Origin of the sequence: Corallococcus sp. CA054B (genome assembly GCF_003611625.1) — a bacterium.
Classification (GTDB): domain Bacteria; phylum Myxococcota; class Myxococcia; order Myxococcales; family Myxococcaceae; genus Corallococcus; species Corallococcus coralloides.
Genome location: NZ_RAVY01000180.1, coordinates 1 through 19,423, shown reverse-complemented (window position 1 = coordinate 19,423; position 19,423 = coordinate 1). Strand labels below are relative to the sequence as shown.

Below are 19,423 nucleotides of genomic sequence, written 5' to 3'. Positions count from 1 at the left end.
TATTCGCGATGGGGCGGCCGATGGGCACGAAGACCGTCCCCCCGCCCTCCTGGCTCGCAGGGTGGTACGTCACGTCATTGATTTCCGTGCACCCGTAGTTGTTCCACAGCTGCGCGCCTGGAAGCTTGCGCCGCGCCTCTTCGCGCACTCCTTGCGGCAGCGCTTCTCCCGCGGTGATGACGTACTTCAGTGTCTTCAGTGCGCTTTCACTCGCGGCTTCCAGCAGCGCGCTCAGGTGTGAGGGCACCAGGTGGATGCGCGTGACTTTCCAACGCTCAATCTGAGTCGCCAGCGCCGCGCTGTCCTTCACCAGCGCCTCGGGCACCATCACCTGCGCCACGCCCGCCAGTAGCCCGCCCAGCAGCTCCTTCACCGACACCGCGAACGCGATGGCCGTCTTCTGCAGCACCACCTCGCCGCGCTCGTAGGGGGAGCGCCGCTGGCCCGCTTCCAGCCAGTTGTGCAGCTGGCTGTACGGCACCATCACGCCCTTCGGCTTGCCCGTGGAACCTGACGTGTACATCAGGCACGCCAGCTGACGGCTCGTAGGACGCGCGACGCCCTCCCAGTCGCTTTCCTCCAGCGTCTCGTCCAGCCACACGTCCACGCGGGTGCCGTCCGTCCGCCCTCGCCCCCCCACCACCACCTGCGGCGTTGCATCCGCCAGAATCTGCTCGATGTAGTTGCGGGGGTACGCAGGATCCACCGGCACGTAGCAGCCGCCCGCCTTGAAGATGGCCAGCATCGCCACCAGCAACTCTGGCGAGCGCTCACTCAGGACGGCAACGCGCGTCTCCGGCCCCACTCCCAGTGCCCGCAGCCTCCGCGCTACCTGGTTCGCCCGCGCGTTCAGCTGCCCGTACGTCAGCTGCCGGTGCCCACCTTCCGCGTCCACGCCGATGCACGCGACCGCGTCCGGTGTTGCGCGTACCTGGCGCTCGAACGTCTCCACCAGGCTCCACGTCTCGTCCAGCGGCAACGACGTGTCATTCAGCTTCTCGAAGAGTCCCTCCTCTTCTTCCGTCAGCAGCCGCACTTCCGGCTGCCCTTCCACCAGTGCTTCCAACACCCGCTGGTGGTGCTCCACCATCCTCCTCACCGTCTTCTCGCTGAAGAGGTCCGCCGCGTACTCCAGCACCAGTTCCAGCGAGGAACCGTCTCCGTAGAACTGCCAGTCCTGCTCGCTCGCGGTCGTCCGCTCTCCCGCGAGCTCGAACTTCTTCAGCACCACTCCTTCGCCCCAGCTCTCCACCTGCGCCATCGGGAAGTTCTGGTGCCTCACGACGATGGGCACGAAGGGAATCTGGCTGCTGTCCCTCTGCCGCTTCAGCGCGTTCAGCAGGTGCTCGAAGGGCAGCGCACGGTGCTCGAATCCCTCCAGCACCACGCCCTTCGTCCGCCGCAGCACCTCCTCCAGGTTCGGCGCTCCCGACAGGTCCAATCGCAACGGCAGGATGTTGATGAAGAAGCCGATGAGGCTCTCCAGCTCCACCTGCTCGCGGCCCGCCACCGTCGTCCCGATGCACACGTCCTCTCGGCCCGTGTACCGGTTCAGCACCACCGCCAGGCTCGCCACCAAGCTCATGAAGAGCGTCGACTGCTGCTCCCTGCCCAGCCCCGCCACCTTCCTCGCCAGCGCGTCCGGGTAGCGGTACTGGAACGTCGCCGCGCGCCAGGCTCGATTCGAGCCTCGCGGGTAGTCATACGGCAGCTCCAGCCCGTCCTCGTACCCGTCCAGCTTCCTCGTCCAATAGGCGAGGTGCTCGCTCAGGTCCTGCCGCCGCTGCCACACGGCATAGTCGCCGTACTGCACCGGCAAGGGCGCAAGGCTTGCGTGCTCGCCGCGAACCGCGGCCTCGTACAGCGCCCGCAGCTCCTGGAGCATCACCCCGAACGACCAGCCGTCCGTGATGATGTGGTGGATGTTGCTGACGAGCACGTGCTCGTCTTCCGCCACCCGCAGAACTTCCGCCGTCAACAACGGCCCCGTGCTCAAGTCGAACACGTGCCGGGACAGCGCGTTGACGGTGGCCGCCACCTCCGACTCCTGCACCTCCCTCAACGGAAGCTCCACCGTCCAGGGCTCACCGACGACCTGCACGGCCTCCCCGACGCTCTCCGTCCCTCGGAACCACGTGCGCAGCGTCTCGTGTCGGGCCACGAGCTCGTTGAAGGCCACCCGCAGTGCTTCCAGCGAGAAGCCCTTGCCGGAGAGGCGCAACGTCCAGGTGATGTTGTAGCTGGTCCGCTGGTCCTCCATGTGCTCGTGCACGAACCACACGCGCTCCTGCACGAAGGACAGAGGGAGCGGGCCTGTCCTCTCCACCCGCTCAATGGCTGGCGCATGGCCGCGGTGTCCCCGATGCCGCAGCACTTCGATCCTGAGCGCCATTGCCTCCAGCACTGGCGATTCGAAGATCAGGGTGATGGGGACTTCGATCTCCAGCTGCTTCCGGATCGCGGACACCAGTTGGATGGCCATCACCGAGTGGCCACCCATCTCGAAGAAGTTGTCTCGCAGTCCGACCTGGGGCCGCCTCAGCACCTGCTGCCAGATGCGCGCCAGCGCAATCTCCGTAGGCCCACGCGGGGCCACATAGGCCGACGCACCGCTGATGTCGCGGTCATCTTCCGGCTCGGGCAAGGCCTTCCGGTCAAGCCTCCCGTATGCCGTCAAGGGCAGGCTGTCCATGAACACGTAGGTTGCCGGCAGCATGTACTCCGGCAACGAGCCCCCGAGCCCGGCGTTGATCCGAACCTTCAGCGCGGCCCGCCCTTCGCGTGACTCGACGTCCGCCGCGTGCGACTCCTCCAGGACGACGTAGGCCACAAGCCGGGCCCTGCTCTCGCGCTCCGAAACGAAGGCAACCACTGCGTCGCGGATGATGTCCACACGGCGCAGGCTCGCTTCGATGAAGCGGCAATCGATCCGTCGGTCCCCTCCACCATCGCGCTCCCTCTCGGTGCTGATCAACTCCAGGAGGCCTTGAGACAACCAGCGAACGAGGTCTCCCGTCCGGAACAGCCACTCCGTCTCCGCTCCGCTCCGGAAGGGGTTCGGAACGAAGCGAGGGTGGGTGGCCTTCGGCTCGTCGCCATGACGGGCTTCAGCGAGTTGCGCGCCGCCGACGTACAGCTCCCCCGGGATGCCCAACGGAGCCAGGCCACCATGGGTCTGCATCACGTAGAGCCGCATGTCCCGGGCCGGTCCGCCGATGGGCAGCCGCTCATACGAGAGCCGTCCCGGTTCGGTGCCGGAGCCGTTCGCGTCCAGATTGCACTCGAAGTCGCTCGCGCCGACTCCCGTCTCCTTCGTCCCGTAGACGTTGAACAGCCGCAGAGGGAGCTGGGCGGCTCGCACCAGCGCCCCGAAACGCTCGACGAGGGTGACCGTGAGGGTGTCTCCGCCGCAGAAGATGCACCGGAGGGTGCTCAGCTCACGGACCCTGTCTCGCTCTCGCTCCAGGAGGCTCACCAGCGCCGAGAGCTCGGAGGGCACGCAGTAGAGGACGCCAATCGCGTCCCTGCCCACCTGCGCCAGGAGGGCCGAGGCGTCGCGGTCGGCTCGGGAGTCGAGGATGCCGAGGCTGCCGCCGCTGACGAGCCACTGGAAGAGCTCCGTGGCCGCCAGGTCGGACGCCAGCGGCGACTTCAGCAGGAAGCGCGCGTTGGAAATGGCCGGGTACCGCGCGTGGCTCGCGGCCATCCGGCGGGCCAACGCCCCATGCCGGACGGTGACGCCCCTCGACGCTCCAGCGGAGTCGGAGCTGAAGTTGACGTACGCCTGGGACTCGGAGGTCAGGCCGCCATCGCCAAGGTCGGCAACGGCCTCGTCCCCTCCACCTTCCGCGGGGAGGTCCAGGAGCAGGATCTCCTGGTCATCGACCGGCAGCTCCCCGACGAGGCGCGACTCCGTCAGCAGGTGGCGCACCTTTGATTCGTACAGGACGTCGTAGATCGCCTCCGGGGTGGAGGCTGGGTCGATGGGCACATACGCACCGCCCGCCTTCAAGACGCCGAGGACACCGCAGACCCATTCGACGGAGCGCTCCGCGCAAAGCCCCACGAGCGTGTTCGGCCCGACGCCCGCGGCGCGCAGGCGGCGGGCAATCTGGTTGGCCCGACGGTCGAGCTCAAAATAGGTGATGCGCTCGTCGCCTCGGACCAGGGCAACGGCCAGCGGGTTCTCCTGGACGCGTCGCTCGAACGTCCGCGGGATGAGCTCGACGGGGTCCGCTGCGGGGAGCTCATGGCCGCTCCGCGACAGGAGCTCCAGGTGCTCCTGCCGGGTGAGCAATGGCAATGCGTCGATGGGCGCTCGCGGATCCCGGCCGACCGCGTCCAGCACCACTTCAAGGTGTCCGATCATCCGCCGGATGAAGTCCTCGCTGAACAGCCCCGTCGCGTACTCCACGGACCCCGTCAGGCCGGCGCTCGTCTCCGCGACGTCGATGGTGAGCTCGAACTTGGCGGTGCCGTTGTGCGCCGGCATCGGCGTGTGGACCACTCCCGGCAGCGCCAGCTCGGAAGGAGGCGTGTTGTGGAAGTTGAGGATGACCTGCACGAGCGGTGAGCGGACCGTGTCTCTCGCGACCTGCAGGTCGTCGACGATCTTCTCGAAGGGCACGTCCTGATTCGCGTAGGCCTCGATGGCCGTGCGATGGATGCGCGCGAGCAGGTCGACGAAGCGGGGGTTCCCGGCGACGTCCACCCGCATCACCAGGGTGTTGACGAACAGGCCGATGAGGCCTTCCGTCTGGATGTGCCCGCGGTTCGCCACGGGAGAGCCGACGCAGATGTCGTCCTGGCCGGAGTAGCGGTTCAGCACCACGGCGAACGCGCCGAGCAGCGCCATGTACAGGGTGGCGCCAGACTCGGCGAGCAGCGGCTTCAATCGCTCGGTGAGGGAGCGGTTGAACGCGAAGCTCACGACGGCGCCAGAGAAGCCCTGGATAGGCGGCCGAGGATACGTGGTCGGAAGAACGAGGGGCGTGGCGCCCGCGAGCCGCTGCCGCCAGTACCGCAACTTCTCCGCCAGCACCGCGTCCTGGAAATGAGCCCGCTCCCATCGGGCGTAGTCCCGGTAGGAAATCTCCAGGGCGGGCAGTGGACTGGCTTCACCCCGGAGGAACGCGGCGTAGTACGCCGCCAGCTCCCGGTAGAAGACCGACGTTGACCAACCATCGAAGGCGATGTGATGGATGGTGATGAACAGGTAGTGGTTCCGCGAGTCGAGCCGGTAGAGATGGGCCCGGAGCATCAGCTCCCGCTCCAGGTCGACCGGCGTCTGGAGCACGGCCGCCATCAGTGGCGCGAGCTCGCTCTCGTCGCGGATGGGCGTCACGGACAGGACGAAGCGCTCTTCCGTCCCTACGACCTGGGACAGCACCCCTTCCTTCTCGACGAAGTTCGTTCGCAGGGGCTCATGGCGGCGGAGGACCGCGCGGATGGCCTTTTCCAGGGCCGAGACATCCAGCTCGCCCGTAAGGAGGTCGAGCCCCGGCGTGTTGTAGGGCACGCCCTTGACGAAGTTGTGCAGGAACCACATGCGCTCCTGCGCGAACGAGAGCACCGCATCGGTGCTTCCCGATGGCGCGGGCGTGAGATCCCACGAGGCCTGCTCGTCCAGGCCTCCCATCAGCTCGCAGAGCTCTCCAATCGTGGGCCGTTGAAACAGGGCAGCGATCGAGATCCCGGCGCCGAGTTCCTTTCCAATCCGGGAGACCAGCCGCGACGCCAGGAGGGAGTGCCCACCGAGGTTGAAGAAGTTGTCGTGGATGCCGACGTGCTCCAGGCCGAGGACGTCGCCGAAGAGTGCCGCGAGCTTCTGCTCAAGCGCGCTGCGCGGCGCGACGTGCTCCTCCCGGCTGCTCGTCAGGTCCGGTGCTGGCAGGGACAGCCGGTCCAGCTTCCCGTTGGGCAGCCGCGGCAGCGCCTCCAGCACCGTGTACAGCGTCGGCACCATGTACGTCGGCAGCAGCTCTGACAGGTACTCGCGCGCCTGCTTCGGCTCCACCGTCATGCCCGGCCTCGCCACGAGGTAGGCCGTCAGCTGTGCGTTGCTCGCGCCCAACGGCCAGCCCGCCACCACCACCTGCCGAATCGCCGGGTGCGCGCCGGCGGCCTTCTCCACCTGGCGTACGTCCACCCGGTGCCCTCGCACCTTCAGCTCGTAGTCGCGCCGGCCCAGGTACTCCAGCGAGCCGTCCGCCAGCACCCGCACCATGTCCCCTGTCCGGTACAGCCGCGCCCCAGGCTCGCGGGAGTAGGGATTGGAGATGAAGCGCTCTGCTGTCAGCGCTGGCTGGCCCCAGTACCCTCGGGCCAGTCCCACGCTGTCCACGTGCAGCTCCCCCATCACCCCTACCGGTACCTGCCGCAGCTGCTCGTCCAGCACGTACACCCGCGTGTTCGCGATGGGACGGCCGATGGGCACGAAGACAGTGCCTCCACCCTCCTGGCTCGCAGGGTGGTACGTCACGTCATTGATTTCCGTGCACCCGTAGTTGTTCCACAGCTGCGCGCCTGGAAGCTTGCGCCGCGCCTCTTCGCGCACTCCTTGCGGCAGCGCTTCGCCCGCGGTGATGACGTACTTCAGTGTCTTCAGTGCGCTTTCACTCGCGGCTTCCAGCAGCGCGCTCAGGTGTGAGGGCACCAGGTGGATGCGCGTGACTCGCCAGCGCTCAATCTGAGTCGCCAGCGCCGCGCTGTCCTTCACCAGCGCTTCGGGCACCATCACCTGCGCCACTCCGGCCAGCAGCCCGCCCAGCAACTCCTTCACCGACACCGCGAACGCGATGGCCGTCTTCTGCAGCACCACCTCGCCGCGCTCGTAGGGGGAGCGCCGCTGGCCCGCCTCCAGCCAGTTGTGCAGCTGGCTGTACGGCACCATCACGCCCTTCGGCTTGCCCGTGGAGCCTGACGTGTACATCAGGCACGCCAGCTGACGGCTCGCGGGCCGCGCGACGTGTTGCCAATCGCTTTCCTCAAGCGTCGCCAGCACCTCGTCCGCCAGCCGCTGCGCTCCATCCAACTCCAGCCACACGTCGACGCGGGCGCCGTCCGTCCGCCCTCGCCCCCCCACCACCACCTGCGGCGTTGCATCCGCCAGAATCTGCTCGATGTAGCTGCGGGGATACGCTGGGTCCACCGGCACGTAGCAGCCGCCCGCCTTGAAGATGGCCAGCATCGCCACCAGCAGCTCCGGTGAGCGCTCACTCAGGACGGCAACGCGCGTCTCCGGCCCCACACCTAGCGCCCGCAGCTTCCGCGCCACCTGGTTCGCCCGCGCGTTCAGCTGCCCGTACGTCAGCTGCCGATGCCCACCTTCCGCGTCCACGCCGATGCACGCGACTACGTCCGGCGTCGCTCTCACCTGGCGCTCGAACGTCTCCACCAGGCTCCACGTCTCGTCCAGCGGCAACGCCGTGTCATTCAGCTTCTCGAAGAGTCCCTCCTCTTCTTCCGTCAGCAGCCGCACTTCCGGCTGCCCTTCCACCAGTGCTTCCAGCACCCGCTGGTGGTGCTCCACCATCCTCCTCACCGTCTTCTCGCTGAAGAGGTCCGCCGCGTACTCCAGCACCAGCTCCAGCGAGGAACCGTCCCCGTAGAACTGCCAGTCCTGCTCGCTTGCGGTCGTCCTTTCCCCCGCGAGTTCGAACTTCTTCAGCACCACTCCCTCGCCCCACTTCGCTACCTGGGCCGTAGGGAAGTTCTGGTGCCTCACGACGATGGGCACGAAGGGAATCTGGCTGCTGTCCCGCTGCCGCTTCAGCGCGTTCAGCAGGTGCTCGAAGGGCAGCGCACGGTGCTCGAATCCCTCCAGCACCACGCCCTTCGTCCGCCGCAGCACTTCCTCCAGGTTCGGCGCTCCCGACAGGTCCAATCGCAACGGCAGGATGTTGATGAAGAAGCCGATGAGGCTCTCCAGCTCCACCTGCTCGCGGCCCGCCACCGTCGTCCCGATGCACACGTCCTCTCGGCCCGTGTACCGGTTCAGCACCACCGCCAGGCTCGCCACCAAGCTCATGAAGAGCGTCGACTGCTGCTCCCTCCCCAGCCCCGCCACCTTCCTCGCCAGCGCGTCCGGGTAGCGATAGTGGAACGTCGCCGCGCGCCAGGCCCGATTCGAGCCTCGCGGGTAGTCATACGGCAGCTCCAGCCCGTCCTCGTACCCCTCCAGCTTCCTCGTCCAGTACGCGAGGTGCTCACTCAAGTCCTGCTGCCGCTGCCACACCGCGTAGTCGCCGTACTGCACCGGCAAGGGCGCAAGGCTTGCACGCTCCCCGCGCACCGCGGCCTCGTACAGCGCCCGCAGCTCCTGGAGCATCACCCCGAATGACCAGCCATCCGTGATGATGTGGTGGATGTTGCTGACGAGCACGTGCTCATCCCCTGCCACCCGCAGGACCTCCGCCGTCAACAACGGCCCCGTGCTCAAGTCGAACACGTGCCGGGACAGCGCGTTGACGGTGGCCGCCACCTCCGACTCCTGCACCTCCCTCAACGGAAGCTCCACCGTCCAAGGCTCACCGACGACCTGCACGGCCTCCCCGGCGCTCTCCGTCCCTCGGAACCACGTGCGCAGCGTCTCGTGCCGCGCCACGAGCTCGTTGAAGGCCACCCGCAACGCCTCCAGCGAGAAGTCCTTGCCGGAGAGGCGCAACGTCCAGGTGATGTTGTAGCTGGTCCGCTGGTCCTCCATGTGCTCGTGCACGAACCACACGCGCTCCTGCACCGAGGACAGCGGCAAGGGGCCTGTCCTCTCCACCTGCTCGATGACTGGCACTCGGCTGCGGTGTCCCTGCTGCCGCAGCGCTTCGATCCTGAGCGCCATCGCCTCCAGCACTGGCGATTCGAAGATCAGGGTGAGTGGGACCTCGATCTCCAGGTGCTTCCGGATTGCGGACACCAGCTGCATGCCTGCCAGCGAGTGCCCGCCGAGGTTGAAGAAGTTGTCGTGGATGCCGACGTGCTCCAGGCCGAGGACTTCGCCGAAGAGTGCCGCGAGCTTCTGCTCGACCGCACTGCGTGGAGCGACGTGCTCCTCCCGGCTGCTCGTCAGGTCCGGTGCTGGCAGGGACAGCCGGTCCAGCTTCCCGTTGGGCAGCCGCGGCAGCGCCTCCAGCACCGTGTACAGCGTCGGCACCATGTACGTCGGCAGCAGCTCTGACAGGTACTCGCGCACCTGCTTCGGTTCCACCGCCATGCCCGGCCTTGGCACCAGGTAGGCCGTCAGCTGTGCGTTGCTCGCGCCCAACGGCCAGCCCGCCACCACCACCTGCCGAATCGCCGGGTGCGCGCTGGCGGCCTTCTCCACCTGGCGCACGTCCACCCGGTGCCCTCGCACCTTCAGCTCGTAGTCGCGCCGGCCCAGGTACTCCAGCGAGCCGTCCGCCAGCACCCGCACCATGTCTCCCGTGCGGTACAGCCGCGCCCCAGGCTCGCGGGAGTAGGGGTTGGAGATGAAGCGCTCCGCTGTCAGCGCTGGCTGGCCCCAGTACCCTCGGGCCAGTCCCACGCTGTCTACGTGCAGCTCCCCCATCACCCCTACCGGTACCTGCCGCAGCTGCTCGTCCAGCACGTACACCCGCGTATTCGCGATGGGGCGGCCGATGGGCACGAAGACCGTCCCCCCGCCCTCCTGGCTCGCAGGGTGGTACGTCACGTCATTGATTTCCGTGCACCCGTAGTTGTTCCACAGCTGCGCGCCTGGAAGCTTCCGCTTCGCCTCGTCCCTCACGCCTTGCGGCAGCGCTTCGCCCGCGGTGATGACGTACTTCAGTGTCTTCAGTGCGCTTTCACTCGCGGCTTCCAGCAGCGCGCTCAGGTGTGAGGGCACCAGGTGGATGCGCGTGACTTTCCAGCGCTCAATTTGAGCCGCCAGCGCCGCGCTGTCCTTCACCAGTGCCTCGGGCACCATCACCTGCGCCACTCCGGCCAGCAGGCCGCCCAGCAGCTCCTTCACCGACACCGCGAAGGCGATGGCCGTCTTCTGCAGCACCACTTCGCCATGCTCGTAGGGGGAGCGCCGCTGGCCCGCTTCCAGCCAGTTGTGCAGCTGGCTGTACGGCACCATCACGCCCTTCGGCTTGCCCGTGGAGCCTGACGTGTACATCAGGCACGCCAGCTGACGGCTCGCAGGACGCGCGACGCCCTCCCAGTCGCTTTCCTCCAGCGTCTCGTCCAGCCACACGTCCACGCGGGTGCCATCCGCCTGGCCCCTCCGGCCCAGCACCACCTGCGGCGTTGCATCCGCCAGAATCTGCTCGATGTAGCTGCGGGGGTACGCTGGGTCCACCGGCACGTAGCAGCCACCTGCCTTGAAGATGGCCAGCATTGCCACCAGCAGCTCCGGTGAGCGCTCACTCAGGACGGCAACGCGCGTCTCCGGCCCCACGCCCAGCGCCCGCAGCCTCCGCGCTACCTGGTTCGCCCGCGCGTTCAGTTGCCCGTACGTCAGCTGCCGGTGTCCGCCTCCCGCCTCCACTCCGATGCATGCCACCGCGTCCGGTGTTGCACGCACCTGGCGCTCGAACGTCTCCACCAGGCTCCACGTCTCGTCCAACGGCAACGACGTGTCGTTCAGCTTCTCGTAGAGTCCCTCCTCTTCTTCCGTCAGCAGCCGCACCTCGGACTGCCCTTCCACCAGCGCCTCCAACACCCGCTGGTGGTGCTCCACCATCCTCCTCACCGTCTTCTCGCTGAAGAGGTCCGCCGCGTACTCCAGCACCAGCTCCAACGAGGTGCCGTCTTCGAAGAATCGCCAGTCCTGCTCGCTCGCGGTCGTCCGCTCCCCAGCGAGCCCTTCATCCCAGCGCGTCGAGAGGTTCTGGTGCCTTACGATGATGGGCACGAAGGGACTCGGGTTGCTGTCCCTCTGCCGCTGGCGCTCCACCACCGCCTTCGTCCGTTGCAGCACCTCGCCCAGGGTCGGCGCTCCCGACAGGTCCAGCCGCAACGGCAGGATGTCGGCGGAGGATCCGGTCTGGCTCGCCGTTGTCCCGACGCTCACGTCCTCGCGGCCCGTGTACCGGTTCAGCACCACCGCCAGGCTCGCCACCAGGCTCGTGAACAGCGTCGACTGCTGCTCCCCGCCGAGTTCCGCCACATCCCTCACCAGCGATGACGGATAGCGGTACCGGAACGTCGCCGCACGCCAGGTCTGGCTCGACGTCCGCAGGTAGTCGGACGGCAGCTCCAGCCCGTCCTCGTACCCCTCCGGCCTGGCCTTCAGCAGCGTCGAAACTCTGGACAAGAAACTCCTCCAACTGGTTTGCGCAACGCCGACAGCGACGCCACTACCCGGGCCTACGAGCTCGCCGCCCTGGCGGACTCGCGCTGCTGGAGCTCCGAGTACGGCTCCGCCATGCAGACCAACACCCGCCGGGGGCCTTCGAACGGATCCCGTCCGTGCGAGACCAGCATGTTGTCGATCAACAGCACGTCGTCCTTCCGCCACTCGAACGAGACCTTGTTCCGCTCGAAGGCGGTGCGGATCTGCTCAAGGACGTCGCTCCCGATGGGCGACCCGTCTCCGAAGTACGAGTTGCGAGGCAGCCCGCTCTCACCGAAGAAGGAGAGCATCATCTTCTGCGAACCCGCGTCCAAGGCGGAGAGATGGAACAGGTGGGCCTGGTTGAACCAGATCCGCTCACCGGTGAGCGGATGCGCGGCGAAGGCCTGGCAGATCTGGATCGTCCTCAGGCCCCCCTCGATCCACTGGCATTCCATGTCGTGGTCGGCGCAGAACTTCTCGACCTCGGCCTTGCTGCTCGTGCCAAAGACCTCCTGCCAGGGCAGGTCCACGCCAGCGCGGTAGTTGCGCACATACCGGACCTTCTTCCGCTCGAACTCCTCCTGGATTTCAGCGGGGATCATCGCCGTCACCCGGCTCATGTCCGCCAGGGGCGTCCGGCCACCCTTGCTCGCCGGCTCCACGCAGTGGAACAACAGCCGCATCGGCCAGTCGCGCTGGTAGGCGTTCTCGCAGTGCTGCGGAATCGGCAGCTGCTTCGGGTACTCCGTCGCCGTGTAGAGGTTCTGCCCCAGGTCCGTCCGAGGCGTTGACCGGTAGGTGTAGTTGAGGCGCCGGTCGAAGAAGCCGTTGGCGATGCTCTCGAAGCCATTCCTGCTGCCGAAGTCGCGGAAGAGCAGGGCCTTGTGTTCGGTCAGCCGCCGCTCGAGCCCGCCACGGTTCTCCGCGACCCAATCCTCCAGCAGCACTGACTGAGCGCCAGGCGTGATGACCAGGGGCCATTCCGCGTTATCCAAGTTGCCGGTCATTCCGTCCTCCACGGAGCCTCAAAAGTACACACCCTGGCAAAGCTCTCTCATCAGCCGCGCCGTCACTGGACCCACCCCGTACTTCGTCCCGTCGACGGCTCCGACCGGCACGACTCCGAAGACCGAGTTCGTCAGGAAGACCTCGTCCGCGCGCTCCAGCTCCTGGAGCCCCAGCTGGGTCACCTCGCAGGGGATTCCGCTCGCCTTCGCGTGGTCGAGGACCTTCTGCCGCACGATGCCGCGCACTCCGCACGCGGTCAGGTCGGGCGTCCTCACGGTCCCTCCGGCAACGAGGAACAGGTTGGTCGTGCAGCCCTCGATGAGCCGCCCACCGGGATCCGTCATCAGCCCATCGTGGTACTCGTCTTCCCACTCCCTCCTCGCGAGCACCTGGGCCAGCCGGTTGAGGTGCTTCACCCCGGCCAGCTGCGGGTCCTCGAGCGAGACGCGCGTCCGGCAGAGTTTGACGGCCACGCCTCCGCTCCCGTGGGCCAGCGGATGCTTCGGGGCATCCGAGAGGGTGAGGACCCAGTTCGGCCGGACGGAAGCGGCGCAGCGATAGCCGCGCTCCGTGCTGCCCCGGGTGACGACGAGCTTGGCCACCGCCCTGGGCGTCCCCCACCTGGCGATCGCGGCGTTCACTTCGCGCCGGATGTCCGGGCATTGGATTCCCAGCCGGCCGCAGCCCTCCTGGAGCCGCAGCCAGTGCTCCTCGAGGTCGACCGCTGCCCCGTCGACACACAACATCGTCTCGAAGAGGCCGTCTCCAAACTGGAGCCCGCGGTCCAGCACCGAGCAGACCGCCGCGTCCTCGCCATTCACAGTGACGAAGCGCACGTTAGTCCCCGCCACCGCCCAGCTGCATCGCGAGCGCGCTGATGGTGGGCGACTGCGAGAACTCCACGATGCTGATCGTCTTCTGGAACTGACTGTCGATCTTGTAGAGCAGCATGAGCGCGGGGAGCGAGTGCCCGCCCAGCGCGAAGAAGTTGTCGTGGACCCCGACCTTGTCGATCTGCAGCACTTCCTTCCACAGCTCCGCCAGCTGCAGCTCCACGGGCGTTCGAGGCGCCGCGCGTCCGGCGGTGTCCGCCGTCCGCTGCAGGTCGGGCTTGGGCAGGGCCTGACGATTGACCTTGCCGTTGGGCGTCAGCGGGATGCTGTCCAGTTGGACGAACGCCCTGGGCACCATGTAGTCCGGCAGGCGCTCCGCCAGGAATTGCCGCAGGTCGGCCGCGGGGATCTCCTTCTCCGAAACGCAGTAGGCGACCAGCTGCGCCTCCGCCGAGCCCACCACCTGGTCGTTCAGCTCGTAGCCGAGGTCGTGGAGGATGCCTTCGACCTTCGCGATCTCGATGTCCGCCGAGTCGTCCAGCTCCCGCATCGCCTCTTCCCGGCTGATGTGGCCCATCCGCACGTCCCAGCTGTAGGGCAGCGAATAGTTGTGGTACCGGCGCTCCTTGTTGTGGACGTAGATGCCCACGTCGTTGAGGAGGCAGTTCGTGGACCGCCCGGTGTCCGCCGGCCTGGCCCACTCGACCGTCTTCTCGATGTAGTCGTACATCTCCTGCCGGCTGGCGTGGCAGTAGCGATAGAAGTCGACGAACCGGATGTTCTCGATGACCTGGTCGTCCTTGACGTGGGTCGTATCGAGCAGGCGGCTCACGGCGTCGTCGATGCGGTGGTAGATCTTCCGCGCATCGACCAGGCTCTTCTCGAAGGCGTCGTTGGCGAAGGTCGACGCGCGGAACAGCGCTGACAGGCGCGTTTCGAAGAGCTGGCCCTTGGACAGCCCCATCACCACGTGCCTGACGCCGACCTCCTGCGCCAGGTTGATCGCGAACGTGTAGATGGTCTTGAAGCAGCCGTTGCACACGTTGCTGTGGCGCTTCAGGCTGTCGACGAAGATTTCGTTCATGTGCCGGGTGGAGAGGTAGCGGTGATCCACTCCCAGCCTGGCCACGACCCGGTTGATGTTCTGCTTCGCCTCCTCGGAGATGTAGCCGTTGTCCAGCGTGAAGGCCATCACACGGGCGCCGAGGTCGATCATCCGGCAGAGCGCGTACGTGCTGTCCTTCCCGCCGCTGAGCGCCACGATGCAGTCGTACTTCGCGTGGCGGCTGCTCTTCATCTCGGTGACGATCGCCTTCAGCTCATCCATCGAGCTGAAGTAGTCGTCGACGACGCCGCGGTACTTGTCGAAGGCCTCGCAGTGGTTGCAGACGCCCTCGGCGGAGTACGTCGTGTTCGGGAAGCTCGACGCCAGGCCACACCGGGCGCAGTAGGTGAGCTGCGCGGCGGCGGGGTTCTGCGCCGTCTTGGTCGAGTCGACGGTGCACTCCTTGACGCCCGGATAGGCGAGGAGCGCGCTCTCAATCTCTCCCAGCTCGATCCGGTATCCCCGCAGCTTGATCTGCAGATCCTTCCGGCCCAGGAAGACGACGTCGCCGCGCTCGTTCACCCGGCCCAGGTCGCCACTGACGTACAGGCGCTCCCCCACCACGAACGGACTGGTGATGAAGTGCTCCTCGGTGACCTGGGGCTTGCCCTTGTAGCCCAGCGTCACCCCGGCGCCGCCGATGTAGAGCTCTCCGATCTCCCCCGGCTTGACGGGGCGCCGACGCCCGTCGAGCAGGTAGATGCGAACGTTGTCGATGCCCGTTCCAATGGGCACCGACCCGTGCAGGTCCACCGCGGGGTCGTAGCGGTAGATCATGCACCCCACGACGGTCTCCGTGGGGCCGTACTCGTTGAAGAGCACCGCCCGTCCATCCAGCCGCTTGTGGACGTCCCCCGCCACCTCCGCGCGGAGGTCCTCCCCTCCCAGGATGAGCACCTTCAGCCGGCTTCGCGACAGGTCCGTGTTCCTGAGCAGCGCGAGATGGGCCGGCGTGAGCTTCACCACGTCGACCTTGTTGTCTTCGATCACCCGATTGATGAGGGGCACATCGTCGCCCAGCTCCGGGTACACCTGGATGCAGCGTCCGGAGATGAGCGGAACGAAGATGGAGGTGACCGTGAGGTCGAACGACAGCGAGGAGTACAGGGCGAAGGTTTCGACCGCGTCGGTGACGTATTGCTTCTTCGCCCACCAGACGTAGTTCATCAGCGCGCGGTGCTGGACCATCACGCCCTTGGGCAGACCCGTCGAGCCCGAGGTGTAGATGCAATAGACCTGCTGCTCTGGAGCGACGGGGAGCCCGAGGTCGAGGCTCTCCCCCGAATAGAGGGAGGGGTCATCCACGTCGATGACACGCGCCGAGGCGTCCAGGCGTGAGCGCGACTCCCGGTCGGTCAGGACGCACGTGGCGCCGCTGTCCTTCAGGATGTAGTCCACCCGCATGGCCGGCAGTCCGACGTCCACCGGGACGTACGCCGCGCCCGCCTTGAGGATGGCGAGCAGTGAGACGAGACACGCGGGGGTCCGGTTCATCAGCACGGCCACCGAGCCACCCGGGACCACGCCATTCGCCACGAGGTGCCGGGCGAGCTGATTGGCCCGGCCGTTGAGCTCCCCGTAGGTGAGGGACTCGTTCCCCGACCTCACGGCGACGGCATCGGGGATCCGCTCCGCCTGCTGCTCGAACAACTGGTGCACGCCGACGTCCGACGGGAACTCGGCCTTGACCTGGGGAACCGCCGCATACGCATCACGCATGCGCGCCGGCGGGTTGGATGCGAACGCTCGATTGTCCATCTGCGTGGAGTTCCTTTTGCCGGTGGGTTGCGGAAGGGTCACGAAGCCCGAGTCCTCGTCGCCGCCGCGCTTGCCGGCGCGGTCAGGACCTCGGAGATCCGCCCCGCCAGTCGCAGCGCGTTCTCTCCCTGCAGAACGGTGTAGTGATTGCCCGGCACCTGCACGACGTTCGCCCGTGAGGCGCCCCACCCGCTCGTGTCGTCGTTCGACGGAGAGCCGGCCCGCTCCGCGGCCTCATAGAGATAGAGGTCCGTCTTCGGCCCGAGTGTCTCCGGCTTGAAGCCGGCGAACAGCGACAGGTAGTACCTGGCCGTCTCGAGCCGGGCCAGGAGGTACTCCGACGACCCTTCGGAGAGGGCGATGCCGAAGTGGCGGGCCAGTTCCTCCAGCGCTTCGGGGCCCTCCTCCGAGCCGAAGACCTCCTCGCTCCAGCCGCGTGACTCGAGGAACGTCCGGGCGGCGTCGACCTCGGGGATGGAGAAGCCGCGGCCCCGCGTCGTGCCCAGGATGTTGGTCGCCGCGATCAACGGCGCCCAGCCGCGCTCACCCGCGAGCTTCGGGATGGGCGCGGAATCCACCAGGCCCACGTACTCCACCGCGCAGCCCTGTTGCTCCAGCTCGCGCGCAATCGCCAGCGCGATGAGCCCGCCGGAAGACCACCCGAGGAGACGATAGCCGCCGTCCGGCTGGGCCTTGCGGATCGCCTCCGCGTAGAAGCGCGCCAGGGGCTCGATGGCGCCGAACTCACGGGCGCCCTCCGACTGGAGCGCGTACACCCGCGCGTGCTGCCCCATCGCCAGGGCGAGCTCGCGGTAGGCGGTGACCTGACCGCCCACGGGATGGACGCAGAACAGGTTCGGCAGCGCCCCGAGGGTGGCGAGCGGCACGATGACGGAGGCCTCCTCCGAGGCCCCGTGTGCGTCACCGGAGCCGTCCTGTTCCTCGGGCGCGAGCGCCTTGTCCACGGTCGCCGCGAAGTCCTTCAGCACCGGCGAGTCGAACAGCGACTGGATGCCCAGGTTGATTCCGAAGTGCCGATGCACCTGCGACAGGACCCGGTGTGCCAGCAGCGAGTGCCCACCAAGGTTGAAGAAGTTGTGCAGGCGGCCCACCTGCGGCGCGGGCATGTCGCCCTGCTTGAGGCATTCCGACCACAGCCCCGCCAGCGTCTTCTCCGTCGGCGTCTGGGGGGCGACGTAGTCACCGCCCTCCTCGATGCTCTTGGGCTCCGGCAGCCCGAGCCGGTCGAGCTTGCCGTTGGGCAGCCGCGGCAGGGCCGGCAGGAACAGGTAGAGCGTGGGCACCATGTACGTCGGCAGGCGGGCGGACAGGTACTCCCGCATGTCCTCGATGGACAGGGTCTGCCCTGGCTTCGCGACGATGTACGCGAGCAGCTGCGGCGTCTTCGCGCCCCGCGGCCAGCCCAGCGCCGCGGACTCGAGCACCTCCGGGTGGCTCGCCATGCTCTTTTCGACCTGGCGGACGTCCACGCGGTGGCCGCGGATCTTCACCTCGTAGTCACGGCGCCCCAGGAACTCCAGCGAGCCATCCTCCAGGACTCGCGCCATGTCGCCCGTGCGGTAGAGGCGGCTGCCCGGCTCGCCGAACGGGTTCGGGATGAAGCGCTCGGCCGTCAGCGCCGGCTGGTTCCAGTAGCCCCGCGCCGTCCCCGGGCTCTCCACATGGAGCTCGCCCATGATGCCCACCGGCAGCGAGCGCAGCTCGTCATCAAGCACCAGCGCCCGGGTGTGCTGGATGGGCCGGCCAATGGGCACGAACCCCGAGCTGTGGAACTGCTCGTTCGGGTCGCAGTAGGTGATGTCGTTGACCTCGGTGCAGCCGTAGTTGAACCACGCCGTGCACGACGGCAGCGTCTCCCGCAGCTTCTCCACCAGCTCCACCGGGCACGGCTCGCCCGCGAGGATGACGTGCCGCAGGGAGCCCAGGCGCTCCGCCACGCCGTGGACGTGGGACAGGAGGGCCTCCAGGTGCGACGGGAGCGTGAACAGCCGGGTGACGCGCCACCGCTCCAGGTGGCTCACGAAGGACTCGCCGTCCTTCACCACCGCCCCGTCGATGAACGCCTGGGGCACGCCCTTCAGGAGCCCCGTGAAGAGCTCCTTCATGGAGACCGCGAAGGCCGTGGACGTCTTCTGCGCCACCACCTCGTCCTGCTCGAAGGGCACCCTCTCCCACAGGGGGTAGAGCCAGTTCAGGATCTGCTGGTGGGGAACGAGCACCCCCTTCGGGAGGCCCGTGGAGCCGGAGGTGTACATGACGTACATGAGCTGCTCCGGGGCGATGAGCACCGGGGCCTCGCTCGCGTCCGTGGACGCGGCCAGGACCTCATCCAGGTACACCCGCTGCCCGGCCGCCTTGGACAGGCGCTCGCCCAACGCACGGCCTGACAGCACCAGGTGCGGCTGCGCGTCGGCGACGATGGTGTCCAGGTACTCCTGCGGGTAGCCGGGATCGAGCGGGACGAAGCAGCCCCCCGCCTTGAGGATGCCCAGGAGCGCGACCAGCAGGTCCGGCGAGCGCTCGAACAAGAGCCCCACGCGCGTCTCCCGCTTCACCCCGCGCGCCATCAGGTGGTGGGCGACCTGGTTGGACCTCCGGTCCAGCTCCCGGTAGGTCAGGCTCCCGTCCACGCCCATGCAGGCGACCGCGTCCGGCGAGGCCTTCACCTGCGCGCTGAACAGCGCGAGGGGGCTCTTCGACACGTCCAGCCTGCCGGCCTTCGTCCCGGACGCGCCGCCCTGATGCGCGTCCTCGGTGACCAGCGGGAAGTCCGTCAGCCGGCAGTCCGGCTTGTCCACCAGGGTCTGCAGCACCTGCTGCAGGTGCGTGATGAGCCGCTGGATGGTCCGCTCGGAGAAGAGGTCCTTCGCGAACTCGACGACCACCTCCAGCGAGCTTCCGTCGCCGGCGAACTGGAGGTCGAGCTCGTTGGGCGTCGTCCGGTCCCCGAACTCGATCGCCCCCGCCCCCAGGTCGCGCCCCAGGTCCCGTGAGGTGACCGCGGGGAAGTTCTGGTGGCGCATCACCACCGGCACCAGGGGAATCTGGCTGCTGTCGCGCTGCTTCTGCAGCGCCGTGAGGATGTGCTCGAACGGCAGCGCGCGGTGCTTCATGCCCTCCAGCATCTGGGCCCGCACGCGCTGCAGCACCGTCTCCGCCGTGGGATTGCCGCTGAGGTCGACGCGGATGGCGAGGATGTTGACGAAGAAGCCAATCAGGTTCTCCAGCTCGAGGTGGTCACGGCCCGCCACCGTGGTCCCCACGCACAGGTCCTCGCGGCCCGTGTACCGGTTCAGCAGGATGGCCGTGCTGGCCATCAACGTCATGAACAGCGTCGCCTGATGGCCCTTGCTCACCTCCGACAGGCGGGCGGCCAATTCGGCCGGGAACACGTGCCGCACGCTGGCGGCACGCCAGGAC

5 protein-coding genes are annotated in these 19,423 nt (G+C 67.6%); all 5 read right to left on the bottom strand.

Annotated features, from left to right (window positions below):
- Nucleotides 1–11,257: non-ribosomal peptide synthetase (locus tag D7V80_RS32005; protein WP_120591729.1), on the bottom strand; the 11,257-nt coding region annotated here is incomplete at its 3' end.
- 53 nt (nt 11,258–11,310) lie between these two features.
- Nucleotides 11,311–12,285 (bottom strand): TauD/TfdA family dioxygenase, encoded by a 975-nt coding sequence (locus D7V80_RS32000; RefSeq protein ID WP_120591728.1) that lies wholly within the window; start codon nt 12,283–12,285, stop codon nt 11,311–11,313.
- An 18-nt stretch (nt 12,286–12,303) separates the two neighbouring features.
- The gene (gene pabC / locus D7V80_RS31995; RefSeq protein ID WP_158616735.1) at nt 12,304–13,122 is read right to left on the bottom strand and encodes an aminodeoxychorismate lyase; all 819 of its coding nucleotides are present in this window, start codon (nt 13,120–13,122) and stop codon (nt 12,304–12,306) included.
- 1 nt (nt 13,123) lies between these two features.
- Nucleotides 13,124–15,982, bottom strand: a complete 2,859-nt coding sequence (locus D7V80_RS31990) for an amino acid adenylation domain-containing protein (protein ID WP_120591726.1) — start codon at nt 15,980–15,982, stop codon at nt 13,124–13,126.
- 38 nt (nt 15,983–16,020) lie between these two features.
- Nucleotides 16,021–19,423: amino acid adenylation domain-containing protein (locus D7V80_RS31985; protein WP_147447276.1), on the bottom strand; the 3,403-nt coding region annotated here is incomplete at its 5' end.

Excerpts from the sequence above, each read along its gene's own strand:
- D7V80_RS31990 (WP_120591726.1), bottom strand. The coding sequence starts at position 15,982 with ATGGACAATCGAGCGTTCGCATCCAACCCGCCGGCGCGCATGCGTGAT.
- D7V80_RS32000 (WP_120591728.1), bottom strand. The coding sequence starts at position 12,285 with ATGACCGGCAACTTGGATAACGCGGAATGGCCCCTGGTCATCACGCCT.